General features: G+C 42.2%; 24 protein-coding genes. 16 read left to right on the forward strand and 8 right to left on the reverse strand.

Annotated elements, in window-relative coordinates:
* Window positions 1-2 precede the first annotated feature (2 nt).
* From glpE to JI723_RS01500, 3 genes are all read right to left on the reverse strand, one after another.
* A complete protein-coding gene (gene glpE / locus JI723_RS01490; protein ID WP_070929482.1) occupies window positions 3-326 on the reverse strand; it encodes a thiosulfate sulfurtransferase GlpE in 324 nt (107 codons plus the stop codon).
* A 179-nt stretch (window positions 327-505) separates the two neighbouring features.
* On the reverse strand, window positions 506-1,084 hold the full coding sequence (gene nfuA, locus JI723_RS01495; protein ID WP_272580509.1) for a Fe-S biogenesis protein NfuA: 579 nt from the start codon (window positions 1,082-1,084) through the stop codon (window positions 506-508).
* Window positions 1,085-1,274: 190 nt separating this feature from the next.
* Window positions 1,275-1,958 carry a phosphoribosyltransferase family protein gene (locus tag JI723_RS01500; RefSeq protein ID WP_336193744.1) on the reverse strand — a complete coding sequence of 228 codons (684 nt, stop codon included), beginning with the start codon at window positions 1,956-1,958 and terminating at the stop codon, window positions 1,275-1,277.
* A gap of 33 nt (window positions 1,959-1,991) precedes the next feature.
* Here JI723_RS01500 and bioH point away from each other — a divergent pair, with 33 nt between their 5' ends.
* Complete coding sequence (gene bioH / locus JI723_RS01505) at window positions 1,992-2,771, forward strand: pimeloyl-ACP methyl ester esterase BioH (protein ID WP_336193743.1); 780 nt, start codon at window positions 1,992-1,994, stop codon at window positions 2,769-2,771.
* Here bioH and JI723_RS01510 read toward each other — a convergent pair.
* From JI723_RS01510 to JI723_RS01525, 4 genes are all read right to left on the reverse strand, one after another.
* The gene (locus JI723_RS01510; protein ID WP_272580506.1) at window positions 2,707-2,991 is read right to left on the reverse strand and encodes a FeoC-like transcriptional regulator; all 285 of its coding nucleotides are present in this window, start codon (window positions 2,989-2,991) and stop codon (window positions 2,707-2,709) included. The two genes, bioH and JI723_RS01510, sit on opposite strands and share 65 nt — an antisense overlap.
* A gap of 9 nt (window positions 2,992-3,000) precedes the next feature.
* Window positions 3,001-5,319 (reverse strand): Fe(2+) transporter permease subunit FeoB, encoded by a 2,319-nt coding sequence (feoB, locus tag JI723_RS01515; protein WP_337979740.1) that lies wholly within the window; start codon window positions 5,317-5,319, stop codon window positions 3,001-3,003.
* Between the two features lie 40 nt (window positions 5,320-5,359).
* Complete coding sequence (feoA, locus tag JI723_RS01520) at window positions 5,360-5,590, reverse strand: ferrous iron transporter A (protein ID WP_070929478.1); 231 nt, start codon at window positions 5,588-5,590, stop codon at window positions 5,360-5,362.
* Between the two features lie 348 nt (window positions 5,591-5,938).
* On the reverse strand, window positions 5,939-8,272 hold the full coding sequence (locus JI723_RS01525; RefSeq protein WP_272580505.1) for a Tex family protein: 2,334 nt from the start codon (window positions 8,270-8,272) through the stop codon (window positions 5,939-5,941).
* Between the two features lie 161 nt (window positions 8,273-8,433).
* On the opposite strand from JI723_RS01525, the gene greB reads away from it, so the two are divergent.
* From greB to hemN, 15 genes are all read left to right on the forward strand, one after another.
* Window positions 8,434-8,919, forward strand: a complete 486-nt coding sequence (greB, locus tag JI723_RS01530) for a transcription elongation factor GreB (protein ID WP_140186292.1) — start codon at window positions 8,434-8,436, stop codon at window positions 8,917-8,919.
* A 203-nt stretch (window positions 8,920-9,122) separates the two neighbouring features.
* On the forward strand, window positions 9,123-9,842 hold the full coding sequence (ompR, locus tag JI723_RS01535; protein ID WP_008914404.1) for an osmolarity response regulator transcription factor OmpR: 720 nt from the start codon (window positions 9,123-9,125) through the stop codon (window positions 9,840-9,842).
* Window positions 9,839-11,170 (forward strand): two-component system sensor histidine kinase EnvZ, encoded by a 1,332-nt coding sequence (envZ, locus tag JI723_RS01540; protein WP_272580504.1) that lies wholly within the window; start codon window positions 9,839-9,841, stop codon window positions 11,168-11,170. Before ompR ends, envZ begins: the two co-directional genes overlap by 4 nt.
* Window positions 11,171-11,367: 197 nt before the next feature.
* Window positions 11,368-12,174 (forward strand): hypothetical protein, encoded by an 807-nt coding sequence (locus JI723_RS01545; protein WP_272580503.1) that lies wholly within the window; start codon window positions 11,368-11,370, stop codon window positions 12,172-12,174.
* A gap of 317 nt (window positions 12,175-12,491) precedes the next feature.
* On the forward strand, window positions 12,492-13,535 hold the full coding sequence (gene pstS / locus JI723_RS01550) for a phosphate ABC transporter substrate-binding protein PstS (protein ID WP_140179701.1): 1,044 nt from the start codon (window positions 12,492-12,494) through the stop codon (window positions 13,533-13,535).
* Between the two features lie 131 nt (window positions 13,536-13,666).
* Complete coding sequence (gene pstC / locus JI723_RS01555; protein WP_070929472.1) at window positions 13,667-14,623, forward strand: phosphate ABC transporter permease PstC; 957 nt, start codon at window positions 13,667-13,669, stop codon at window positions 14,621-14,623.
* A 1-nt stretch (window position 14,624) separates the two neighbouring features.
* Complete coding sequence (gene pstA / locus JI723_RS01560) at window positions 14,625-15,506, forward strand: phosphate ABC transporter permease PstA (RefSeq protein ID WP_070929470.1); 882 nt, start codon at window positions 14,625-14,627, stop codon at window positions 15,504-15,506.
* Between the two features lie 37 nt (window positions 15,507-15,543).
* A complete protein-coding gene (gene pstB, locus JI723_RS01565; protein ID WP_070929468.1) occupies window positions 15,544-16,320 on the forward strand; it encodes a phosphate ABC transporter ATP-binding protein PstB in 777 nt (258 codons plus the stop codon).
* Between the two features lie 13 nt (window positions 16,321-16,333).
* Entirely contained in the window at window positions 16,334-17,047 is a 714-nt protein-coding gene (gene phoU, locus JI723_RS01570) for a phosphate signaling complex protein PhoU (RefSeq protein ID WP_070929466.1), read from the forward strand.
* A 584-nt stretch (window positions 17,048-17,631) separates the two neighbouring features.
* On the forward strand, window positions 17,632-18,462 hold the full coding sequence (locus JI723_RS01575) for an ABC transporter substrate-binding protein (RefSeq protein WP_140179697.1): 831 nt from the start codon (window positions 17,632-17,634) through the stop codon (window positions 18,460-18,462).
* A gap of 72 nt (window positions 18,463-18,534) precedes the next feature.
* The gene (locus JI723_RS01580) at window positions 18,535-19,287 is read left to right on the forward strand and encodes an amino acid ABC transporter permease (protein ID WP_070929462.1); all 753 of its coding nucleotides are present in this window, start codon (window positions 18,535-18,537) and stop codon (window positions 19,285-19,287) included.
* A 1-nt stretch (window position 19,288) separates the two neighbouring features.
* On the forward strand, window positions 19,289-20,041 hold the full coding sequence (locus tag JI723_RS01585; RefSeq protein WP_070929460.1) for an amino acid ABC transporter permease: 753 nt from the start codon (window positions 19,289-19,291) through the stop codon (window positions 20,039-20,041).
* A 208-nt stretch (window positions 20,042-20,249) separates the two neighbouring features.
* Window positions 20,250-21,584 (forward strand): NCS2 family permease, encoded by a 1,335-nt coding sequence (locus tag JI723_RS01590; RefSeq protein WP_140179694.1) that lies wholly within the window; start codon window positions 20,250-20,252, stop codon window positions 21,582-21,584.
* A gap of 177 nt (window positions 21,585-21,761) precedes the next feature.
* On the forward strand, window positions 21,762-22,289 hold the full coding sequence (yihI, locus tag JI723_RS01595) for a Der GTPase-activating protein YihI (RefSeq protein WP_272580502.1): 528 nt from the start codon (window positions 21,762-21,764) through the stop codon (window positions 22,287-22,289).
* Window positions 22,290-22,534: 245 nt separating this feature from the next.
* Window positions 22,535-23,908 (forward strand): oxygen-independent coproporphyrinogen III oxidase, encoded by a 1,374-nt coding sequence (gene hemN, locus JI723_RS01600; RefSeq protein WP_272580501.1) that lies wholly within the window; start codon window positions 22,535-22,537, stop codon window positions 23,906-23,908.
* A 39-nt stretch (window positions 23,909-23,947) separates the two neighbouring features.
* Here the strand turns inward: hemN and ampC are convergent, their stop codons facing one another.
* Entirely contained in the window at window positions 23,948-25,081 is a 1,134-nt protein-coding gene (gene ampC / locus JI723_RS01605; protein ID WP_404826944.1) for a class C beta-lactamase, read from the reverse strand.
* Window positions 25,082-25,087 lie beyond the last annotated feature (6 nt).

The following is a 25,087-nucleotide window of genomic DNA, read 5'->3' on the forward strand; positions in this document are numbered from 1 at the left end:
ACTTAGAGAGCCGTAACGGCTTGTGGATATTCCCTTAACCAAGCCTCGAAGCCGCCGTTTATACTATAAACTGACTCGAAGCCGATATTAATAAGATATTGTGCAGCCCCTTGGCTACTATGGCCGTGATAACACATGACCATAATGGTTTGTTCATAGTCTGTCTGTGCTAGAAATTCACTGAGAGTTTCATTGGTTAAATGATAAGCACCACTCGCGTGCCCAGCTCGGAAGCTTTGTGGGTCGCGAACATCAACTAAAACTGCGGAGCCATCTACCCAATGTTGGTATGCCTGTGCAGGGGTGAGTGTCTCAAATTGTTCCATAATATACCGAATAGTCAGATAATAAAGGGCACTCAGACCGTAACAAACAAGGGCTGTTTAGTTGCAGTCCTAAAGTTAATGATGAAAACCAATTTCGTTGGCTTTCATTGAGTAGGACAAAGAAAAGAAGTTCCTCTTCTTTGTCCTGTAACATTTAATTGCGAAATGGTTTTCAGCAATTAGTAGAACGAGTGTTCACCACGTTGGTGCTCAGTCAGATCTTTCACACCTTTCAGCTCGCCTTCAAACATTTTCAGAAGTTCTTTTTCGATCCCTTCTTTTAATGTTACATCAACCATTGAACAGCCGTTACAACCACCACCGAATTGTAAAATTGCAAAGCCGTCATCGGTAATTTCCATCAGTGATACACGACCACCATGGCTTGCCAGTTGCGGGTTAATTTGTGACTGTAGGACGTATTCAACACGCTCGATTAGCGGAGCATCATCAGACACTTTACGCATTTTAGCGTTAGGTGCTTTGAGTGTCAGTTGTGAACCAAGTTGGTCGGTGACGAAATCAATTTCAGCGTCATCGAGGAATGGTGCACTGATTTCATCTACGTAAGCGGATAAAAGCTCAAATTTTAGCTCTTGGTCAGTCGCTTCAACGGCATCTGGTGGGCAATAAGATACGCCGCACTCAGCTGAAGGTGTGCCCGGGTTAATAACGAACACGCGAATTTGGGTGCCTGGCTCTTGGTTTTCCAACAATTTGGCAAAATGAGCCTGTGCTGCTTCAGTAATATTAATCATAATTTGCTCAATTTAATAATCTACCAGAAATCCTTCAAGTTGCAGTGTTGTTGACTACGTTCAGCTAGCCGAGTCACATAGTTTATCTATGCTCCCCGTCTATCTTCACTTGTCGCCTAACTGCAACTCGAATTATTTGGGGTATAGTTGACCGCATTAGTTGGTTATAATACGCCCATTTGACCCTATACTACAAGGTTCGGCATATCGTCCAAGCTTGTACAGTCTGTGCTCCCGCACAAATCAGCAATTGTGCCGCTGTTTGCATGGTGGCTCCTGTCGTCAACACGTCATCAATAATCGCGATATGTTGTCCTACAACAGAACCAGTTAAGGTAAATGCGCCATTAAGATTACTATGACGGTAATTACGTTTTAATGTTATTTGTGCCAGTGTATCACGAGTACGCAATAATGAATTTCGTGAATATGGGATATTTAACCAATTGGATAAATATTCACCAATTGAGGCGATGTGGTCAAATCCTCTCATCCATAATCGTTTGGGGTGTGATGGGATAGTGATTAACCGTTGTGGTTTGCACCAAAAATGTTGTCGATACCCCTTAAGCCAATGCAAAACGAATACCCTTGCTAACACAAATGCTAATTGAGGTTGTGGGTTAAATTTATAGTGATGGATCAGTTTGCGTAAAGGTGGTTGATAAGGACTAACGCTAATTAGCCTTTGCCATGAAGGCGGGTGCTGTAAGCAACGGCCACAAGCCAGATGGTTATGCTCTGTAGGTAATCCACAACAAAGACAACAGATTGGCATCGAAGGTAGCTTTCTAAGACAAAAAGAACAAATGCCATGGTGAGTTAATTTTAAGGCTTGTAGGCATAGCCAACAGGCACCTTGCATTGTTAGCATAAGCATATTCCTGTGAAAAAAGAGAGTGTAACCATGACACAGCTTTATTGGGAGACAATTGGAGAGGGGGCTCAAGATCTTGTGCTCCTCCACGGGTGGGGATTGAATGCGGAAGTGTGGCGTTCAGTCGTTCCTCGATTGGGTTCGCATTTTCGTTTGCATTTAATTGACTTACCCGGTTATGGGCGTAGCCAAGGTTTTGACGCTATGGATGTGCAATCTATGGCTAACACGGTATGGCAACAAGCACCTAAGCATGCCATTTGGTTAGGCTGGTCACTCGGTGGCTTAGTGGCAAGCCGTATTGCTCTCGACCATTTTGCTGAGGTGAAAGGGTTGATCACGGTGGCATCATCACCAAGTTTTCAAGCTCATGACCATGCTTGGCCGGGGATCAAGTCCGAGGTGTTATTGGGCTTTGAGCAGCAACTTGCAATGGATTTCCAACGCACAGTAGAGCGTTTTTTAGCGCTACAAACGTTAGGGACTGAAAGTGCACGTAATGATGCCAAACTGCTTAGAACGGTAGTACTCGAACAGCCAATACCCAAAGTGGATATCCTCAATGCAGGTTTGGAAATTTTGCGCGTTGTGGATTTACGTGAAGAGTTAAAGGATCTTACCGTGCCATTTTTGCGTATTTATGGCTATCTAGATGGTTTAGTGCCACGTAAAGTTGCGACTATACTGGATGATATGTATCCGAACTCTCCTTCAGTAGTGATGCGCCATAGTGCTCATGCTCCCTTTATTTCTCACCCTGATGAGTTTTGTGAGTATGTGTTGGATTTTTTAGCGCGTCTGGAAGGGTAAGCACATAGTGTGAGCAGTCATTGCTTTCGGGGCAACCTTTACAGCTAGTGCCTGTTAAACAGGCACTTAAATCTACTTTTTTCAATTTTCCCATGGCGATGAGCTTGTCTACCATTGCTTGTATCAAGGGTTTGGGGGCTTTAAGTTGTTCGCTGAGCAGCTCAAGGTCAGCCTGCCCATACAGCGCCACTAAGTCTCTGATTTGTAACAAGCTGACCATGTTTACCTCTTAATGACAGACTTTATCTGAACAGTCACAACAGGATTTTGCCGTTTTGTTGGCTAAGTTTAGTGTGACTCGGCTACGCATACGACGTAATACCGTAAACAACGCAAGGTTAAATACCACGACCGCAATAATAGTGATCACACTACTTTGTGGGTGTTGGCTGAATGTTGCTGTTTGATAAAATAGGGCTGACAAGCTATAAGCAACGTTAAGCCCCCATAAAATAGAGAAGGTCATCCAACTCTTATTTGTTTCACGTGCAATCGCCCCCATCACTGAAACACAAGGCACATACAGCAACACAAAGATCAGGTAGCTGTAGGCTGCGATATCGGAGCCAAATTTAGCCGCCATGGTTCCCATAGAGCCTGTTGCCATCTCCCCATCCCCTTTGCTTGCTTCGATCGGGTTAGAAAGCGCACTCAACGTAAAGGTTTCCTTTAAGCTATCCCATGTTTCAGAGACGGCATCTTCAAGCTCTGCAAGTAAGTCAAAGGAAGCCGCATCAAAAGGCTCAGTGGTGATACTCTCAGCGGTATAAAGCGTGTTCAATGTACCCACTACCACCTCTTTAGCCATTGCACCGGTAATTAAGCCAACGGTCGCTTGCCAGTTATCAGTATGTACTCCAATCGGCTGTAACACCGGGGTGATCACTTTACTTACAGAAGCTAAAGCAGAGTCATTAATATTATCAACAGGCTCTCCTGACAACGAGAAGCTATTGAGCGCACCAATAAACATACTCGCCACAACAATGACTTTACCGGCTCGGATCACGAAGCCTTTCAAACGCTGCCAAGTTTGTATCAGCAAAGTCTTCGCGTGTGGCACGTGATAAACCGGTAGTTCCATCACGAAAGGAGATGCTTCGCCGCGCATTAAAGTATGTTTGAGTAACAAACCCGTCAGAATGGCGACGACAATACCGAGTAGATAAAGGGAGAACACGATACTGGCACCGTTTTTACCAAAAAAAGCCGCAGCGAACACCGCGAAAATAGCTAAACGTGCGCCACAAGACATGAAAGGGGCCATTAATACTGTAATTAAGCGCTCACGTGGCGCATCTAATGTACGAGCCCCCATAATGGACGGAACGTTGCAACCAAATCCGACGATAAGTGGGACGAATGATTTACCCGGTAGGCCTAAAGCTTGCATCAATCTGTCCATCACAAATGCAGCGCGAGCCATATAACCTGAATCTTCTAAGATAGATAAGAACAGGTACATCATGCCGATTTGTGGTACTAATGGCAGAACGGTGTTAATACCACCACCAACGCCTTGAGCGAGGAAAATGGTTAACCAATCAGGGAAGCTGAAGTAAGCTCCAACCCACTGTATACCATGAATAAAGATCGCTTCAGAGGCGCCTTCGAAGAAAGGTTGTAATGCACCACCAATATTGATGGCCAATACAAACATCAAATACATTACAAATAAGAAAATCGGTACACCCAGCCAGCGATTGAGGATCACGCCATCAAGAGTTTGTGTAAGTCTATTTGGTTCTGCGGCGCTGTTATTGATCGCTTTTTCACAGATTGCGGCAATGGATTGGTAGCGCGCATCGGCAATCAGTAATTCAGGCTCTTCGTTTAAGCTATTTTTGAGATTTTGCTGAGTTGCATGTAGTTGTTCATTCGAGATATTCGCGCGCTGGCGGCTATAAATATCACCTTCAAGAATTTGTAATGCTAACCAGCGGCGTTGTTGTTGGCTAAACTGCTGCGCTGATATTTGTTCTGATAAGGAATCCACTTCCTGTAGCAATGCGGTTGGGTATTCAACCAGCGCTTGCATATTGTTTTGTGGATGGCTATCAATGGCCTGTTTGAGTTTATCAATCCCTGTTGCACGCGTTGAAACCAATGGGATCACAGGGCAACCAAGCTGCTGTTGGAGCTGTTCAATATCAATATCTATGTGTTGGCTTTGCGCAATGTCTAACATATTCAGTGCAACGATGCATGGCACGCCTAGCTCAATCAATTGCAGCGTCAAATAAAGGTTGCGCTCTAAATTAGACGCATCCACTACGTTGATTAACATATCGGCTTCACCACTTAAGATGAAGTAGCAGGCAATTTGCTCATCTAGCGATGTTTGCTCTGAAATCGTGGTTAGCGAGTAGGTACCGGGAAGATCAACTAATTCAATATTATGCTCTGGTGTATTAAAACGGCCAACCTTTCTTTCAACGGTCACACCCGCCCAGTTCCCCACTCGTTGGCGAGAACCAGTTAATTGATTGAATAGGGTGGTCTTACCGGCATTTGGATTGCCAATTAGGCCGATAGTTAGTGGTTTCATAAAATTTTACCAATAGTAACGTTCAGATTGCTGCGTTATGTTACGCCGAAGTGGCTTCATCAATATTGAGTAGTGCTAAGTCTTTTTTGCGCAGTACTAAGCTGACTCGATGAGTTTCGATTTGTATTGGATCGCCTAAAGGTGCGAAGCGGACAACTTTAAAAATAGAGCCGGGCAAGAGGCCTAATGATAATAGTTTTTGTCGGTAAGCGGGGCTTATCTCTGGTGAGAATCCCAATATTTTATAACTGTGTTGAGGAAGTAATGACATAAAGCCTTCCATTCATTATGGGTAATAATATTGATAATTATTATTAGAAATATAGATATACACAAGCAAAAAACGTGGTTAAACAGAAATAAATCTAATTAATAATAAGAATTATAATCATCAATGATTAGCTATATTTAGCCTCTTTTTTCGTCAAATTGAATTGATGTGGATCAACGATATATTGTGTTTACGAGGAAGAAACGGCGTTTCAAGGAAATGATTGAGGTGAATAAAGAAGTTTCAATGTATTCACTTTTTTAATTATTAACTGAATGAAATTGGTTTGGTGATAATAAAAAACCTCTACAATCAATCTATTAAAATGATTGTAGAGGTTGAGGTTGATTAACGCTTTTTGCCAAATGCAGCAGCAAGAGCATCGCTCATTGCACTGTTGCCGGCTGAGGCGTTATTTTTTCGTGATATGTCACGTTGTGGTGTAGGTGCTTTACGTGCGCCCTTATCGGCTTGGTTATTGGCTCGACGAGGTGAGCTATTCGACTCTCCCGGCTGTTCATCAAGACGCATCGTGAGTGCAATACGTTTACGAGGGATATCAACATCAATCACCTTCACCTTAACAATATCACCAGCCTTAACCACCTTATGTGGGTCTTCAACATAGCTGTTAGAAAGCGATGAAATATGTACTAAGCCGTCTTGGTGAACACCGATATCCACGAAGGCACCAAAATTGGTGACGTTAGTGACTGAGCCTTCTAAGATCATGCCAGGTGTTAAATCATTCATGGTTTCAACACCTTCAGCAAAGGTGGCAGTTTTGAATTCAGGGCGAGGGTCACGACCCGGTTTTTCTAGTTCTTTAATGATATCGGTAACTGTCGGCACACCAAATTGCTCTGTGGTGAAATCACGCGGACTTAAGTTATTCAAGGCCTGTGAGTTACCCATGATTTCTTTGAGTGGCTGGCGAACAACCTCAAGGATTTTTTCAACCACTGGATAGGCTTCTGGGTGAACCGTCGATGCATCAAGTGGATTATCTCCATTAGTGATGCGCAGGAAACCCGCACATTGTTCAAAGGCTTTAGGGCCAAGGCGAGCTACTTTTAATAATTGCTTTCTATCATTGAAGCGACCGTTTTCATCACGCCAACTGACGACGTTTTGAGCAATCATCTTGCTCAAACCTGCGACTCGAGTGAGTAGCGCAACTGAAGCGGTATTTAAATCAACACCCACTGAGTTTACGCAGTCCTCAACGACAGCATCAAGCTTACGTGCTAGCTGAGTTTGGCTAACATCGTGCTGATATTGGCCTACACCGATAGATTTCGGGTCAATTTTCACCAACTCTGCGAGAGGATCTTGCAGGCGACGTGCGATAGAAACGGCGCCGCGCAGGGAAACATCTAAATCAGGGAATTCTTGTGCTGCCAGCTCCGATGCAGAGTACACGGATGCCCCCGCCTCACTGACGATCACTTTTTGTGCGGTCACTTCTGGATATTGTTTTTGTACTTCAGCAAAGAAACGTTCTGTTTCTCTTGATGCGGTACCATTACCAATTGCCACCAGTTCGACCTGATGTTTTTGACATAATGCTGCAACAATGGCTGCTGCTTTTGCCGCTTGGCCGGTATGTGGGTAGATAGTATCAGTCGCAATCAGTTTTCCTGTTGCATCAACAACCGCAACTTTAACACCGGTACGTAGGCCGGGATCGAGTCCCATCGTTGAGCGCATACCTGCTGGCGCGGCCATCAGTAGGTCATTGAGGTTACGAGCAAATACATTGATTGCTTCTTCTTCGGCTTTTTCACGCAATGCGCTCATAATTTCTGTTTCGAGATGCAACAAAACTTTCACACGCCATGTCCAACTAATGACAGCTTTGCGCCATTGGTCTGCTGGTTGATTATTTAATCGAACATCAAGGTGGCGGGTAATAATTTCTTCACAGTAACTTTCTTTTGGTGGTTCTTCGAACTGAGGGTCACAATTAAGTGAAAGTTGTAAAATGCCTTCATTGCGCCCACGAAACATAGCCAACGCGCGATGAGAAGGTACTGATGCGACAGGTTCTTGATGTTCAAAATAGTCACTAAATTTCGCGCCTTCAGTTTGTTTACCATCAATTACTTTGGCAACAATATGGGCATTTTTCATTAAATAGTCACGAACTTTAGCTAACAGGCTAGCATCTTCGGCGAAACGTTCCATTAAAATATAACGTGCACCATCAAGAGCCGCTTTGGTATCTGCCACTCCTTGTTGTTCATTAACGTAGTTTTGTGCTAATTCGTCAGGCGATTGGCTTGGATCGCTCCATAAAGCATCAGCTAAAGGCTCTAAGCCTGCTTCAATAGCAATTTGCCCACGGGTACGACGTTTAGGCTTATAGGGGAGATAGAGGTCTTCAAGTTCAGTTTTATTGAGTGTTTCGTTAATAGCGGCAGCAAGTTCGGGGGTTAGTTTTTGTTGTTCTTCAATTGATTTAAGAATGGTTTGCTTACGATCATTTAGCTCTCTTAAATACCCTAAACGGCTTTCAAGTTGACGAAGCTGCGTATCATCTAGCCCACCCGTTACTTCTTTACGATATCGAGCAATGAAAGGAACGGTATTACCTTCATCCAATAAGGTGATAGCAGAAAATACCTGTTTAGGTTGTGCTTGCAGCTCTGCTGCGATTATCTGGCTTAGAGTTTCATTCATGTCGCTTTTTAATACCTAATCATCAAAGAACAGTTAAAAAATTCATTGCACTGTTATACTTGCATAGGCGCAGAATTTCTAGGGTGAAGTTTATTCAAATCAAAGAAAGGTCTTGCGTATAATTTATAATTATCTAACTTCTTTTTTAATTGATTAAAAATATGAATAAGAGTCTTTTAATTACACGTGAAGGTTGGGATGCGCTGGACAAAGAGCTTAAATATCTTTGGAGAGAAGAGCGCCCTAGAGTGACTCAATCTGTTTCTGAGGCGGCCGCACAAGGGGATCGTTCAGAAAATGCGGAGTATATTTATGGCAAAAAACGTTTACGAGAGATTGACCGTCGTGTGCGTTTTTTGTCTAAAAGACTGGATCAACTGAGAATAGTTGAACCTGACCCAAGGCAAGAAGGACGTGTTTTTTTTGGGGCATGGGTTAAACTTGAAGATGATAATGAAAATATCAGAATATTCCGGTTAGTGGGTGCTGATGAATTTGATCCAGCAAAAAATTGGATATCTATTGACTCTCCAGTGGCTCGCGCACTAGTTGGTAAGCAGGTTGACGATGAAATCACAGTACGTACTCCTGGTGGAATTGTGAACTATTGTGTCTTAGATATTAGTTATAAACCACTAACCGGATAACGTGTAAAATTATTCATTAAATTTCAAGTTGATGGTAAATTATAACATTAACTATTTTATATTTAGCTTATACACAAAATAATTCGGGTTTGATGGCTGTTATTGGTTATATGACGGTGACACTCAGGCAGCTTGGAATATGATAGTATATTCTTAATTTTTAAAAATAATTTTGATAGATTGCACATCTTGAGGGCTACAAAATGCAAGAAAGCTATAAAGTTCTTGTCGTCGATGATGATATGCGTTTGCGTGCCTTGCTAGAACGCTACCTGACAGAGCAAGGTTTTCAAGTTCGCAGTGCTGCGAATGCCGAGCAAATGGATAGGATCTTAACCAGAGAATCTATTCATTTAATCGTGCTAGATTTAATGTTGCCAGGTGAAGATGGTCTGTCAATTTGTCGCCGCTTACGCAGTCAAAACAACCCAATTCCAATTATTATGGTGACCGCAAAAGGCGAAGAAGTGGATCGTATCGTTGGTCTAGAAATTGGTGCAGATGACTATATACCTAAGCCTTTCAATCCACGTGAATTATTGGCTCGTATTCGTGCAGTATTACGTCGCCAAGCGAATGAGTTACCGGGCGCGCCATCTCAAGACGATGCAGTGATCACTTTTGGGAAATTTAAACTTAATCTTGGTACGCGTGAAATGTTCCAAGGTGAAGAAAATATGCCTTTAACGAGTGGTGAATTTGCGGTACTGAAAGTACTGGTTTCACACCCAAGGGAACCATTATCTCGTGATAAGCTAATGAGTTTAGCAAGAGGTCGTGAATACAGTGCGATGGAACGTTCGATTGACGTCCAAATTTCACGTTTACGTCGTATGGTTGAAGAAGATCCAGCTCACCCACGTTATATCCAAACTGTTTGGGGCTTGGGCTATGTATTTGTACCGGACGGCAGTAAAGCATGAAGCGACTGAGGTTCTCTCGACGTAGTACATTTTCTCGCTCGTTATTTTTGTTCGTTGCGTTACTTTTTGCCAGCTTAGTCACCAGTTATATGGTGGTGTTGAATTTCGTTGTAATGCCAAGTTTGCAGCAATTCAACAAAGTACTGGCTTATGAAGTACGAACATTAATGACGGAAAAAATGGTGTTGCAAGACGGAACCACAGTACGGGTATCACCTGCTTTACGAAAAAAAATCTATAATGAATTAGGTATTACCTTTTATGCCCAGTCAGCAGCAATGGAAGAAGGTTTGAATTGGGCTAAAGAGTATGATTTTCTCAGTGAAAACATGTCTGATTATATTGGCGGTGAAGCTCAGGTACGCTTAGAGCTTGGCCGTGAATATCCGATCTTATGGCTAACTTCCTACCTTGCCCCTGATATCTGGGTGCGAGTCCCTTTGACTGAAATCGGGCAGAACCAATTTTCTTTGGTGTTCCGTTACACTTTAGCGATCTTTCTATCTATTTTTGCTGGTGTTTGGCTATATATTCGTTACCAAAACAAACCTTTACTTGAGCTTGAATATCATGCGAGCCAAGTAGGGAAAGGTGTGATTTTACCTGCGATGAAAGAGAAAGGTGCCACAGAAGTGAAAGCGGCGATCCGCTCGTTTAACCATATGTCAGCTGAAATCAAAACGCTTGAAAATGACCGTACCATATTGATGGCTGGGGTCAGCCATGATCTGCGTACGCCTCTCACCCGTATTCGTTTAGCAACGGAAATGATGAGTCCTGAAGATGGCTATCTTGCTGAATCAATCAATAAAGATATTGAAGAGTGTGATGCAATCATAGGGCAATTTATGGATTACCTGAAAACAGGTCAAGAAATGAATATGGAGTTCTGTGACCTGAACGCAATCTTAAATGAAGCGGTTACCTCAGAAAGTAGCGTGACAGGCGAAATTGAAACGGCATTTGAGCCGGGTCATTTGATTGTTAATGGTAACCCATTAGCGATTAAGCGTGCTATCACGAATATGATTGTCAACGCGTATCGTTATGGGAATGGGTGGATTAAAGTCAGCAGTGGCAAAAATGAAGACTCGGTTTGGTTCCAAGTGGAAGATGATGGTGCAGGGATCAAAGAAGAAGATATTCAACGCTTATTCCAACCTTTTGTGCAGGGGGAAAAAGCACGTAGTAATACCGGTACGGGTCTAGGGTTAGCGATTATCCGCCGTATTGTCGATGCCCACGAAGGTAGTATCGAAATTCATAAAAGCGAACGTGGCGGCTTTGCCATTCGCGCACACCTACCGTTAAAAGAAAAAGAAGAGTGATTTAGATGGAGCGTTGGTGAAGATCTAGCGGCCTTTGCCATCTTATTGCCTCTTACTTTTCAGGTATGTTCACTCCTAGTTATTCATCCTATAAAGCAAAACTTTATAATTTATAAATAATATCATCGTTATATAAAAGACTTAGTGATTATCTTGCTTTGATAATTGGCTGGAATAAAATTATTGGGGTATATGATATGAATAATATGAAAGGAATAGTTAATAATGGAAATTCTGTGACACGTTTGCACGATTCAAAGATAACAACAGAATATCCAAAAAAGAGTATTGGAACGAGTTTTTTAAAGAAAATAAAAAGATTTATTAATAAATTAGAACATTTTAGCTTACAAAAAACAGTGAAGTCTAAAGCTACACAGATTCTAAAAGTAGTATCAGTGAAAACAACTCCCACATTATCTTTAGCCCCATCACTAGATTCTAGAGTAGTTACACCGCCGCCCCCTCCTCCGATGCCATCCGTAAATTCAGTCATTACACCACCAATGGTGAAATTTGACTGTATTGCTAAAGGAACTGCATCACAGCCCCATGGGGAAGGTAAAATTGGAATGAATGCGGTTATTTTGCAATTAAAAGAGCATGCGGTATTCAAGAAGAATGCAGAGAAATATCAAGTCACCGCTGATGAAATTATGGGGTCGATAAATATACCGCCATCACCACCACCGATGGCGAAGTTTGACGGTATTGCTAAAGGAACTGCATCACAGCCTCATGGGGAAGGTAGAATTGGAATGGATGCGGTTATTTTGCAATTAAAAGAGCATGCGGTATTCAAGAAGAATGCAGAGAAATATCAAGTCACCGCTGATGAAATAATGGGGTCGATAAATACACCGCTACCACCACCGATGGCGAAATTTGCCGGTATTGCTAAAAGAATAGAATCGCAATCTCATGGGGATGGTAAAGCAGGCATGGATCAGGTAATTGCCCAACTTAAAGAGCATCCAATATTTAAATTAAAAGAAAGTGATTAATTATTTTTCAATCAATAAACTCGTATTTACGAGTTTATTGATTTATACCTAATGCTGATTCAGATCTTTTTATGACAGCTTATCACTTTTGTTTCAATACAGACTGATTTCATGACAAAATAATTACTATTTGATTTTTATAATTATTTTGTTAATTAAGTTGATATTTTTTGACAATCGGCATATCAAAAAAATCAATTGTCATAAAACTGTCATAAATTAGACATGTTGCTGTCATCAAATTGTCCTATTTTTCCTACCGTGACATTTCACCAACAATTTACACTTAATTGTTTCTATACATCCCCGGAGGGATTATGAAAATGATGCGTACAACCTTAGCTAGCGTAATGGCAGCAACCCTTTCAATGACTGCAATGTCTTCTTTTGCTGCCACAAGCTTAACCGGTGCAGGAGCAACCTTTCCAGCACCCGTTTATGCTAAGTGGGCGGACTCTTATCAGAAAGAAACAGGTAATAAAGTGAACTATCAGGGGATCGGTTCTTCTGGTGGTGTTAAACAAATTAATGCAAAAACAGTTGATTTCGGTGCGTCAGATGCGCCATTGACTGATGAAAAACTAAAAGAAGATGGTTTGTTTCAGTTCCCAACCGTGATTGGCGGTGTGGTATTGGCGGTTAACGTAAAAGGTATTCAGTCAGGGCAGCTGACTTTAGATGGTGCAACGTTAGGTGATATCTATCTGGGTAAAATCACTAAATGGAATGATCCCGCTATCGCTAAATTAAACCCAGATGCGAACCTGCCAGACCAAAACATTGCTGTGGTTAGACGTTCTGATGGTTCAGGTACCACTTTTGTCTTCACAAGCTACCTGTCAAAAGTCAGCTCAAATTGGAAAAATGATATCGGCGCGGGTTCAACCGTTAATTGGCCGAAAAACAGTGTCGGCGGTAAAGGTAACGATGGCGTAGCCGCCTTTGTTCAGCGCTTACCGGGCTCTATTGGTTATGTTGAATATGCCTATGCAAAACAAAACAACCTTGCTTATACTAAGTTAGTTTCTGCTGATGGTAAGGTCGTTTCACCAACAGGTGAGAGTTTCAGCGCAGCTGCGAAAAAAGTGGATTGGTCGAAATCATTCGCTCAAGATTTGACTAACCGTGATGGCGATAACGCATGGCCAATCACTTCAACCACATTTATCTTAGTCCATAAAGACCAAGCGAATGCCGAGAAAGGTAAAGCGGTTCTCGACTTCTTTAACTGGGGTTATGAAAAAGGTGGCAAACAGGCTGAAGCGCTAGATTACGCGGTTCTGCCTCAAGAAGTGGTTACCGCAGTTCGTGCAGCATGGAAAACAGAAATTAAAGATAGCCAAGGGAAACCCTTGTTCTAAGATGTGAGGCAAGAGAGGCGAGAGCCTCCTAAAGGCTGGTAATGGTAGGCGGATGATGAGGAACACCATCCGCCTTCTAACGTAGTAACTAAATCCTACTAGTAAAGTAGGTGTAGGATGAGAAAAAGCGCATGGCCGAAAAAACAACGGCATTTAAAGCACCGAGTAAGTCAGGCGATGTGATATTTGGCGCATTAGTTAAGATTGCTGCGCTAATCACATTGTTAATGCTTGGTGGCATCATTATTTCCCTTATTTTTGCCTCGTGGCCGAGTATGCAGAAATTTGGGTTTTCGTTTTTATGGACCAAAGAGTGGGATGCTCCCGCAGAGCAGTTTGGTGCCCTTGTGCCAATTTATGGCACGATAGTGACATCGCTGATCGCTCTGATTATTGCTGTACCTGTTAGTTTTGGTATTGCATTGTTCTTAACTGAACTTGCTCCCAATTGGTTAAAGCGCCCGTTGGGTATTGCTATTGAGCTTCTCGCCGCAATTCCAAGTATTGTTTATGGTATGTGGGGGCTATTTGTTTTTGCGCCTCTGTTTGCTGAATATTTCCAAGAGCCTGTTGGCAACGTGATGTCGAGCATCCCGATCGTCGGCGAGCTTTTCTCAGGTCCTGCATTTGGGATTGGTATTTTGGCCGCGGGGATCATCCTTGCCATTATGATCATTCCTTATATTGCCTCAGTAATGCGTGACGTATTTGAACAAACCCCTGTCATGATGAAAGAGTCCGCATATGGTATCGGTTGTACCACATGGGAAGTGATTTGGAACATTGTATTACCTTACACTCGCAACGGGGTCATTGGGGGGGTTATGCTAGGCCTTGGTCGCGCACTTGGTGAAACTATGGCTGTTACCTTCGTGATCGGTAACACTTACCAATTAGATAGTTTCTCATTATTTATGCCGGGTAACAGTATTACTTCAGCGTTAGCGAATGAATTTGCTGAAGCGGAAAGTGGTTTACATACTTCTGCATTGATGGAACTTGGGTTGATCTTGTTTGTTATCACTTTCATTGTTCTCGCAATATCCAAGTTGATGGTGATGCGTTTAGCGAAGAACGAGGGCCGTTAATATGTCGACATCTCAACACATGATTGTTAATGACAAAGAACGTGCTCGCCGGCAAGCATGGCGTCGCCAAGTAAACCGCATGGCTTTGTTTGTCTCTATGTTAACCATGGCATTTGGGCTGTTTTGGTTGGTTTGGATCCTGTTCTCAACAGTGACAAAAGGGATTGATGGTATGTCCTTGAATCTGTTCACTGAAATGACTCCTCCACCAAACACTGAAGGTGGTGGTCTGGCTAACGCGATCGCAGGTAGTGGATTATTGATTTTATGGGCGACTGTGATAGGGACTCCGCTCGGTATTTTAGCGGGTATCTATTTAGCTGAATACGGTCGTAAGTCATGGCTGGCATCTGTCACTCGCTTTATTAATGACATTTTGCTCTCCGCACCTTCGATTGTTGTTGGCCTATTTGTCTACACTATCGTTGTTGCTCAAGTTCAACACTTCTCTGGCTGGGCAGGGGTGATTGCATTAGCATTATTGCAAATCCCTATCGTGATTCGTACTACAGAAAACATGCTCAAATTGGTACCTGATAGCTTGCGTGAAGCGGCATATGCGCTAGGTACGCCAAAGTGGAAAATGATTTTATCTATTACGTTGAAAGCATCAGTATCCGGGATCATTACGGGTATCTTATTAGCTATTGCACGTATCGCAGGTGAAACTGCCCCATTACTGTTCACATCATTATCGAATCAGTTCTGGAGTACAGATATGAGCGAGCCAATTGCTAACCTACCTGTAACTATCTTCAAATTTGCGATGAGCCCGTTCTCTGAATGGCAAGAACTGGCGTGGGCAGGGGTTCTGTTGATCACCCTCTGTGTCCTGTTAATAAATATTATCGCTCGCGTTGTGTTTGCTCAGAAAAAACACTAAACCCGGATCGAATAAAGAATTATAGAGAGAAATAGCCATGATTAATGCAAATGAAATTGCAAACAGTAAAATTAAAGTACGTGACCTTAACTTTTATTATGGAAAATTCCACGCGTTAAAAAATATCTCGTTAGATATTGAAAAAAATAAAGTCACTGCATTTATCGGTCCATCAGGCTGTGGTAAATCAACGCTGCTGCGTACTTTTAACAAAATGTACGAGCTGTATGGCGAACAGCGTGCAGAAGGTGAAATTCTGTTAGATGGTCAAAATATCCTGACGGATAAGCAAGATATCGCTCTATTACGCGCCAAAGTTGGTATGGTATTCCAAAAACCAACCCCATTCCCGATGTCAATCTATGACAATATTGCATTTGGTGTACGTTTATTTGAGAAATTATCACGTGTTGATATGGATGAGCGTGTTCAATGGGCACTAACTAAAGCCGCACTGTGGAATGAAACAAAAGATAAGTTGCACCAAAGTGGTTATAGCTTATCTGGTGGTCAGCAACAGCGCCTATGTATTGCGCGAGGTATTGCGATCCGTCCAGAAGTATTATTACTGGATGAGCCATGCTCCGCTCTCGACCCCATTTCTACAGGACGTATTGAAGAGTTGATCAGCGAGTTAAAATCTGAATATACCGTGGTGATTGTGACTCATAACATGCAACAGGCTGCACGTTGTTCTGATTATACGGCCTTTATGTATTTAGGTGAGCTGATTGAGTTCAATGAAACAGACAAGATGTTTACCACACCTGAAATGAAACAAACTGAAGATTATATTACTGGCCGTTACGGTTGATATGGAGCCGACTATGGATACGCTGAACCACAACAAACATATTTCTGGGCAGTTCAATGCTGAGCTGGAACATATCCATACTGAATTGATGACCATGGGAGGGCTGGTTGAAGAACAGCTCACCAAGGCGATCACTGCCATGCACAATCAGGATGAGGCTCTAGCACGCGAAGTTATCGAAAATGACCACAAAGTCAACATGATGGAAGTGGCAATTGACGAAGAATGTGTGAAAATTATCGCTAAACGGCAACCAACGGCAAGTGATTTGCGTCTGATAATGGCAATTTCAAAAACGATTGCTGAATTAGAACGTATTGGTGATGTGGCTGATAAAATTTGCCAAACAGCACTCGAAAAATTCTCTCATCAGCATCAACCGCTGCTGGTTAGCCTTGAATCATTAGGCCGACATACTGTACAAATGTTGCATGATGTACTGGACGCTTTTGCCCGTATGGATCTGGAAGAAGCTATCCGTATCTATCGTGAAGATGAAAAAGTTGACCAAGAGTATGAAGGTATTGTGCGTCAACTGATGACCTACATGATGGAAGATCCAAGAACGATACCTAGCGTACTCACTGCGTTGTTTTGCGCGCGCTCTATCGAACGTATCGGTGACCGCTGCCAAAACATTTGCGAGTTTATATTCTACTATGTCAAAGGCCAAGATTTCAGGCATGTAGGCGGGGATCAGCTAGAGAAAATGATGACCAAAAAATAGCCGTCATACTTCGCGCCGTAGCGTTGTTGGCTGCAATCACGAACTCTAGTCACATATTTATGTATGCTCCTAGGGTTCCATATGCCCGTCATATTTCGCTCCACAGCGTTGTTGGCTGCAATCGCGAACCCTAGTCACATACTTATGTATGCTCCTAGGGCTTCGCTCTTTTGCCGCCTAGCTGTAGAACGAACTATTTAGGGCATGCATATTTAGATTTATTTATTTTATTCTCATTTTCTAGAGTGTTATATATTTTAATATTAATATCACCAATATCACCAATATCACCAATATCACCAATATCACCAATATTTCAATTCTGTGTGCATCCCCATCAGAGCGTTCGGTTACGCTACAGATAAAATCCCCTTAAGGTAAAAAATAATTAACTTATCGGCCTTTAAGTAAATTATATTTTACTTTTTATGTTCTCTTCGCCAGCAATGCGCGACATGATTTAAAACACAATACTCATATTCCTTTTTATTATAAATATATTAATTAATAGTATTTCAAGAAATAAGGCTTCCTTGATAACTTGAGATGGTCGATTTACACAAATTTACCGTCAGGGGTGTTCAATGAAAGCTCGTGTTTTAACTACTGCATTACTTGCAGGATTTGCGCTGCTGGCTAACGTTGCCAAGGCAGATAAACTGGATGACATCAAGCAAGCCGGTGTTATTCGTGTCGCAGTGTTTGATAGCAATCCACCATTTGGGTTTATTGACCCACAAAGCAAAAAACTCACGGGCTACGATGTTGATATCGCGCAAGCAATCGCTGATAACCTTGGCGTCAAATTAGAACTGCGTCCAACCAATCCCGCTAACCGTATTCCACTGCTAACTTCAGGTAAAGTAGACTTAATTGGCGCTAATTTCACCATTACTGATGAACGCGCGAAACAAGTGGATTTTTCTATCCCTGACTTTGCGACAGGGCAGAAGTTTATCGCTCGTAAAGGCGTGTTAAAAACCCCTGATGATATTGCGCCACTGCGTATCGGTGCCGATAAAGGGACTGTTCAAGAAGTGACGCTGCGTGAACGTTATCCTGATACTAAAGTGATTTCTTATGATGATACTCCACAGGCGTTCGCTGCTCTGCGTAATGGTAATGTGCAAGCAATCACTCAAGATGATGCAAAACTGGTTGGTTTATTAGGTAATTTACCTGAAAAAGTAAAAGCGGATTTTGAAATTTCACCATTCAGTATTACACGCGAATATCAAGCGCTGGCAGCCTCTAAAGGTGAACAGCGTCTAGTTGAAAACGTCAATGAAGCGTTATTGAAACTCGAAAAAGAGGGTCAAGCAGAAGTGATTTATAACCGCTGGTTTGGCCCAGATACAAAAGCTGCTCAACCACGCGGTGATTTTAAATTCGCGCCGCTCGATCAGCAAAAGTAATTTGTAGTTCTTAATCAGTGACAACAACCCCGCTATCAATAGCGGGGTTGTTGGTTATCAAAGGCAGCATCTATGTTTGAAAAATTTATTAGCGGTGAATTTCTGTCGCAGCATTTTTTGGCTCCCGAGTATTTAACATGGTTTGGCTATGGGCTATTGCTGACGATTTGGATCTCGGTTTGTACCATTGTGGCTGCAACGCTATTAGGTTTTTTGGTTGCCTCGGCGAGGGATAGCCAAATAGCGCCATTGCGTTGGATAGTGAATATTTATATTTCGATTTTCCGTAATACACCGTTGTTAGTTCAACTGTTTTTTTGGGCCTTCGCATCACGTGATATTTTGTCACCTGACGTGATGGATTGGTTAAATACTCCCCATGAGGCCACTTTTTTAGGGATCACTTTGAGTTGGCCATCATATGAGTTTTTAGCCGGTTTTGTTGGGCTTACGTTATATACCATTCCTTTTATCGCGGAGGAAATTCGTTCAGGTATTCGTGGTGTACGACAAGGCCAAAAGTACGCTGCTTTTGCATTGGGTTTAACGGGATGGCAGTCAATGAGGTACGTTGTGTTACCACAAGCGGTAAAGATTGCGATGCCACCTTTGTTAGGGCAATACATGAATGTGGTAAAAAACTCTTCATTAACGATGGCAATTGGCGTTGCAGAACTCTCTTATGTATCACGTCAAGTCGATAGCCAAACACTCAAAACTTTTACTGCGTTTGGTATCGCGACAGTGTTGTACATTGCCATTATTGCGGTAATGGAAGCGTGGGGGCAGTGGCGAGCACAACGTAATTTAGCGGTGAGGGTATAAAATGGATTTTTCTGTAATAGAGCAAAATTGGCAGTATCTGTTATTTGGTACTTTTCCTGATGGACCAATTGAAGGCGCTTTGTTGACTCTAATCATCAGCCTGATTGCAGGTATTGCATCGATTATACTTGGTACGCTGGGCGGTGTTGCTTTGGCGATGCTACGTGGTTTTTGGATGAACCTATTTGCTGCATTTTTAGGTTTTTTCCGTGCAATACCCGTCATTATGTTGATTTTTTGGACCTATTTCTTACTGCCAATTGTCTTTAACGCTGATATTCCAGGTATTACGTCGGTGATTTGTGCATTAGCTCTGATTACTTCAGCTTATCTCGCACATGCGGTAAAAGCCGGTATTTTAGCGATTGGTCAAGGGCAGTGGCAGGCCGGTTTATCGTTAGGTTTTAGTCGCTGGCAGGTATTATGGCAAATTATTTTGCCTCAAGCGCTACGTATGATGGTGCCATCATTTATTAATCAATGGGTAGCCCTGATCAAAGATACTTCTTTGGCTTACGTGGTAGGGGTTGCTGAATTGTCATTCTTAGCTAACCAAGTCAATAATCGTGAAATGGTGTATCCGATGGAAGTATTTTTATTTGTTGGGTTTATCTATTTCATAATGTGTTTGACGCTAGAAATTGTTGCAAACCTTGTCGCAAAACGAATAAGTCGTCAAAATCAATCCACTGCACCATCCATAAAGCGTTCTTTGCTATTTTGGCGTCGACAAAAATTATTGGCCTTATCTTAATTGGTCATTAATGGCGGCTTTGAATGGTCGCCATTAAAATTTCTTTTTTTTCTGCATGTTCTGATTCGCCTTGCTGTATCAGTGAGTTAGCGCATTCCTATCGGTTATATTTACGCAAACGTTTTCTTTTTTGCATTTTAACGGTAACACTCTTGTTTTGTTTGTTGTAGGATAGGGCGAAAAAAACTTTTTTTGGGCGCAATATTTCATGAGTAATCAATCTTCTGGCTCTGTGCAGCAGCAGGGTCTGTTTCAGCGTGTTTTTAAATTACAAGAACACGGTACAACGGCAAGAACAGAAGTCGTTGCGGGTTTTACCACATTTCTCACGATGGTTTACATTGTCTTTGTTAACCCACAAATTCTCTCAGTCGCAGGTATGGATATCAAAGCGGTATTCGTGACTACATGCTTAATTGCGGCGATTGGTAGTATTCTAATGGGATTATTGGCAAATCTACCTATCGCTGTTGCGCCTGCAATGGGGCTTAACGCCTTTTTTGCCTTTGTGGTTGTTGGCGCAATGGGATATTCGTGGCAAGTCGCTATGGGGGCTGTGTTCTGGGGTGCGGTAGGCTTGTTTATTTTAACCTTATTTCGCATTCGTTATTGGATCATTGCGAACATTCCATTAAGTCTACGAGTGGGTATCACTAGTGGGATTGGCTTATTTATTGCCATGATGGGCTTAAAAAACTCAGGTATCATCGTTGCGAATCCAGATACTCTAGTTTCTATTGGTAATTTTACTCAACATAATGTCTGGTTGGGGGCGCTTGGCTTCTTCATTATTGCCATCCTAGCTGCGCGTAATATCCATGCCGCAGTATTAGTGTCGATTGTGGTCACGACATTGATCGGCCTTGCACTAGGGGATGTACAGTTTAATGGTATTTTCTCTCTACCACCAAGTATTACAACGGTAGTGGGTCAAGTTGATATTATGGGGTCGTTAGATCTGGCACTATCAGGGGTTATTTTTGCCTTTATGTTAGTTAACTTATTTGACTCTTCAGGCACCATGATCGGCGTGACAGATAAAGCAGGAATTACTGATGCACGCGGTACTTTCCCACGCATGAAACAAGCCTTGTATGTGGATAGCTTAAGTTCAGTAGCGGGTTCTGCGATGGGCACTTCATCAGTGACCGCTTACATTGAAAGCTCCTCGGGTGTTTCTGTTGGTGGCCGTACTGGTTTAACCGCACTGGTTGTCGGTGTGTTGTTCTTATTGACCATGTTTATCTCTCCACTGGCAGGTATGGTACCTGCGTATGCAACCGCGGGTGCACTGATTTACGTCGGTGTCTTGATGACATCCAGTTTGACCCGTGTTAAGTGGGATGATTTAACTGAATCAGTACCTGCATTTATTACTGCGGTGATGATGCCATTCAGTTTTTCAATTACTGAAGGTATCGCATTAGGCTTTATTGCTTATTGTGCGATGAAAATTGGTACTGGCCGCTGGCGTGACCTAGGTCTGTGTGTGATTTTAGTTTCCATTTTATTTATTTTAAAAATGGTTCTGGTTGACGCTTAATTATCTCTTCTTACCACGCCTTTCGTGATAAACGGTTCTCGTTATGAGAGCCGTTTTGCTATAATGAACAAAAGCAAAATGCAAAAAAATATTCTAATTGCTGCGCAAGAGCTTCCACTGCTAGCGGGATCCTGCTAGATTCCGCAACAGAAACTGACTTTATCAAGGTATCAGACCATGAATTCACCCAAAAAAACGGCGAGCAACTCTGCTGGCAAAACTAAGAAAAAGTACCGCAAGTCTAAAGAAGAGCTGAATGCGGAAGGGCGTGAGCGTAAACGCGAGAAAAAACATCGCGGTAACAAAGCCGGAGCGCGTTACCAAGAAAAATCAGCTAATGGTCAGTCAGCTAGCCAAAATCAAGTTAATGACCCGCGTCTTGGCAGTAAAAAACCAGTTCCTTTGATTGCTGAAGAAAAAGTGGCAGTGCCGCGTCCAGCGAAGGTGAAAGAGCCTGTAGAAAAAGTGAAGTTATCACCAGAGCAAGAACTGGAAATGCTAGAACAAGATGATCGTTTAGACAGCTTGTTAGCACGTTTAGAAGATGGCGAAACGGTGACAGCGAAAGAGCAAGAGTACATTGATACCTGTTTAGATCGTATTGATGAGTTGATGTCTATTTTAGGTATTGAATTAACGGATGATGAAGAAGAGGAAGATGAAGAAAAACTCGATGACATCATGCGTATTTTAAAAAGTAAGTAATCTGCTTTTTCTTCCTCCTCTGGCAACTCTGCTGGGGGAGTTTTGATGGAATTTCGTTCAATTGATAGCATGTTTGGTGCTACGTCAACTCTCTGTGATGAATCTCGCGTTATACTCTGTGATATGATGAATATAATTTCGCCAATGTATTCATCATACTTAAAACTGCATCTCAAATTATTAGGGTATAAAAATTTATAAAGTGCGATCCGCCAAGTGGGAATTGTCGCTATCGAGGAATGTTAATGTCAGAGCAAAATATCGTTTGGGATCTTTCTCTTATCCAGAAATATAACTATTCAGGGCCGCGTTATACCTCATATCCAACGGCGCTTGAATTTAACCAAAACTATGATGAAAGTGCATTTGTTGCGGCAACACAACGTTACCCTGATAACCCGCTATCGCTCTACGTTCATATCCCTTTTTGTCATAAATTATGTTATTTCTGTGGCTGTAATAAGTTGGTGACCCGGCAAAAACATAAGGCTGATGAATATCTACAAGTGATTGAAAAAGAAATCAGCCAACGTGCGGCGCTGCTTGAAAATCGTACAGTGACTCAGATGCATTGGGGGGGCGGTACGCCAACCTATTTAGATAAAACCCAAGTCAGTCATTTAGTCTCTTTATTGAAGACACATTTTCATTTTTCTGATGATGTGGAAATGTCGATTGAAATCGACCCACGTGAAATCGAGCTCGATATGATTGACCACTTACGCAGCGAAGGATTTAATCGCTTAAGTATGGGGGTACAAGATTTTAATAAACAAGTTCAGGTTTTAGTCAATCGAGAACAGGATGAAGAGTTTATTTTTGCTCTGATTAACCGAGCAAAAGAGATTGGTTTCACCTCAACCAGCATTGACCTTATTTATGGTTTGCCAAAACAAACACCAGAAAGTTTTGCATTTACCTTAAAAAAAGTGATTGAGCTTTCGCCAGATCGCCTAAGCGTATTTAACTATGCGCATTTGCCTAACTTGTTTGCTGCGCAGCGTAAAATCAAAGATGAAGATCTGCCTAATGCGCAGCAGAAGCTAGATATCTTGCAAGAAACCATAGCGACGTTGACAACAGAGGGCTATCAATTTATTGGTATGGATCACTTTGCTAAGCCACAAGATGAGTTAGCTGTTGCTCAACGTGAAGGCATTCTCCATCGTAATTTCCAAGGTTATACCACCCAAGGCAATTGTGATCTATTAGGCCTCGGAGTTTCTGCGATTAGCATGCTAGGGGATAACTATGCGCAAAATCAGAAAGATTTAAAAACGTATTATGCGCAAGTCGAAGAGCAAGGACATGCTTTATGGCGTGGCTTAGTGCTGACTGATGATGATTGTTTACGTCGTGATGTGATTAAAACGTTGATCTGTAATTTTCAACTCGATTTTGCACAAATCGAAGCGTTATATCCAATCGATTTTAAAGCCTATTTCTCAGAAGATTTGCAATTATTACAACCAATGGCAGAGGATGGATTAGTTGAAATGACAGAGACTGGCATTAAAGTCACTCCACAAGGACGTTTACTGATCCGCAATATTTGTATGTGTTTCGATGTTTATCTGCGTAATCAAATGCGTCAGCGCCAATTCTCTCGGGTCATTTAATTGACTGAGGCTCCAGAGTATTTTGGAGCCTCCAAACGATCAGCGATCGATTTTCTCTAACAACTGATAGCTAGCCGTTATACGCTTAGGAATAGGTATCCATTTGTTGGATAGCATTACGATGGCTGTTCTTTCTTCAGGTATAAATACTGCGTAAGTGGCAAAGCCATTGGTTGATCCAGTTTTATTGTAATAGGCGCGTATTTCAGGTGCCATTACGGGTTTGATCAATTCAACTTTTTGCGGTTTTAACGCCATCTCATCACGATTGCCTTGCAGTAATTGTGAAAGTGAGACCGGCCATGGATAGCTTTCCCACATCATATTTTGTACAAATGAGTCTGTCAGATAAACCCCTGTATGAGTGTCTTCAATCGCTTCTTGCCAAGGTTTTGATACCTTAGTGGTTTGCATATTGATCTCCAAAAAGCGGATCAAGTCTTTAGCATTGGACTTCAAACCATAGGCTTCCGCATCCAGAATTTCAGGGGTAACCCGTACCGGCTGATCCTGCTTGTTATAACCCTGTGCATAATACTGCTCTTGGCTTTTTGGCACATTGACATAAGTATGCTTCAAACCCAGTGATGGTAGCAGCATTTTTTCCATCGCTTGAGAGAATGGCATATTGAGTTGTTTTGCTGTGATGATCCCAAGTAGGCCAACACCAAGGTTTGAATAAGAGCGGTATTCACCGATTGCTTTCTCAGGTAGCCACTTTTGATAATAAGCTATTAATTGCTCATGGGTTATTACGCCATTGGGGACAAATAATGATAATCCTGATGTATGTGTTGCTAGATTCATTATAGTTACGCGATCAAACGCGCTGTTTTTTAATGCAGGTAAGTAATAGCTAACCCTTTGGTTGAAATCCAATTTTCCCTGTGTTTGCGCGTAAGCAGCAAGGGTGGCTGTAAAGGTTTTTGATAATGAACCAATTTCATAGAGGGTTTTATCACTGACGGCGACTTGAGTTTGTCTTGATTGCACGCCGTAATGGAAGATTTGTTGTTTGCCATCAACAGAAATAGCGACAGACATACCTGGGATCTGTTCTTGCTTCATTAGCGGTTTAATAATGTCATCAACTTGTTGTTGTGTCAGCGCGGAAGCAGAAAGGGATGTCAGTGCTAAACCTAAAGCGATAAAAAGCCGCCCCTGACGAAAAATAGTTTT

The sequence above is a fragment of the Providencia manganoxydans genome (assembly GCF_016618195.1).
Taxonomy (GTDB): domain Bacteria; phylum Pseudomonadota; class Gammaproteobacteria; order Enterobacterales; family Enterobacteriaceae; genus Providencia; species Providencia manganoxydans.

What these genes read in the sequence shown, in the direction of transcription:
- JI723_RS01585 (WP_070929460.1), top strand. Translation starts at nt 19,289, where the DNA reads ATGGATTTTTCTGTAATAGAGCAAAATTGGCAGTATCTGTTATTTGGT.
- bioH (WP_336193743.1), top strand. Translation starts at nt 1,992, where the DNA reads ATGACACAGCTTTATTGGGAGACAATTGGAGAGGGGGCTCAAGATCTT.
- yihI (WP_272580502.1), top strand. Translation starts at nt 21,762, where the DNA reads ATGAATTCACCCAAAAAAACGGCGAGCAACTCTGCTGGCAAAACTAAG.
- feoA (WP_070929478.1), bottom strand. Translation starts at nt 5,590, where the DNA reads ATGTCATTACTTCCTCAACACAGTTATAAAATATTGGGATTCTCACCA.
- pstC (WP_070929472.1), top strand. Translation starts at nt 13,667, where the DNA reads ATGGCCGAAAAAACAACGGCATTTAAAGCACCGAGTAAGTCAGGCGAT.
- pstS (WP_140179701.1), top strand. Translation starts at nt 12,492, where the DNA reads ATGAAAATGATGCGTACAACCTTAGCTAGCGTAATGGCAGCAACCCTT.
- JI723_RS01500 (WP_336193744.1), bottom strand. Translation starts at nt 1,958, where the DNA reads ATGCTAACAATGCAAGGTGCCTGTTGGCTATGCCTACAAGCCTTAAAA.
- JI723_RS01580 (WP_070929462.1), top strand. Translation starts at nt 18,535, where the DNA reads ATGTTTGAAAAATTTATTAGCGGTGAATTTCTGTCGCAGCATTTTTTG.
- pstA (WP_070929470.1), top strand. Translation starts at nt 14,625, where the DNA reads ATGTCGACATCTCAACACATGATTGTTAATGACAAAGAACGTGCTCGC.
- JI723_RS01525 (WP_272580505.1), bottom strand. Translation starts at nt 8,272, where the DNA reads ATGAATGAAACTCTAAGCCAGATAATCGCAGCAGAGCTGCAAGCACAA.
- pstB (WP_070929468.1), top strand. Translation starts at nt 15,544, where the DNA reads ATGATTAATGCAAATGAAATTGCAAACAGTAAAATTAAAGTACGTGAC.
- glpE (WP_070929482.1), bottom strand. Translation starts at nt 326, where the DNA reads ATGGAACAATTTGAGACACTCACCCCTGCACAGGCATACCAACATTGG.
- JI723_RS01510 (WP_272580506.1), bottom strand. Translation starts at nt 2,991, where the DNA reads ATGGTCAGCTTGTTACAAATCAGAGACTTAGTGGCGCTGTATGGGCAG.
- phoU (WP_070929466.1), top strand. Translation starts at nt 16,334, where the DNA reads ATGGATACGCTGAACCACAACAAACATATTTCTGGGCAGTTCAATGCT.
- ompR (WP_008914404.1), top strand. Translation starts at nt 9,123, where the DNA reads ATGCAAGAAAGCTATAAAGTTCTTGTCGTCGATGATGATATGCGTTTG.
- nfuA (WP_272580509.1), bottom strand. Translation starts at nt 1,084, where the DNA reads ATGATTAATATTACTGAAGCAGCACAGGCTCATTTTGCCAAATTGTTG.
- envZ (WP_272580504.1), top strand. Translation starts at nt 9,839, where the DNA reads ATGAAGCGACTGAGGTTCTCTCGACGTAGTACATTTTCTCGCTCGTTA.
- JI723_RS01590 (WP_140179694.1), top strand. Translation starts at nt 20,250, where the DNA reads ATGAGTAATCAATCTTCTGGCTCTGTGCAGCAGCAGGGTCTGTTTCAG.
- greB (WP_140186292.1), top strand. Translation starts at nt 8,434, where the DNA reads ATGAATAAGAGTCTTTTAATTACACGTGAAGGTTGGGATGCGCTGGAC.
- JI723_RS01575 (WP_140179697.1), top strand. Translation starts at nt 17,632, where the DNA reads ATGAAAGCTCGTGTTTTAACTACTGCATTACTTGCAGGATTTGCGCTG.
- hemN (WP_272580501.1), top strand. Translation starts at nt 22,535, where the DNA reads ATGTCAGAGCAAAATATCGTTTGGGATCTTTCTCTTATCCAGAAATAT.
- JI723_RS01545 (WP_272580503.1), top strand. Translation starts at nt 11,368, where the DNA reads ATGAATAATATGAAAGGAATAGTTAATAATGGAAATTCTGTGACACGT.
- feoB (WP_337979740.1), bottom strand. Translation starts at nt 5,319, where the DNA reads ATGAAACCACTAACTATCGGCCTAATTGGCAATCCAAATGCCGGTAAG.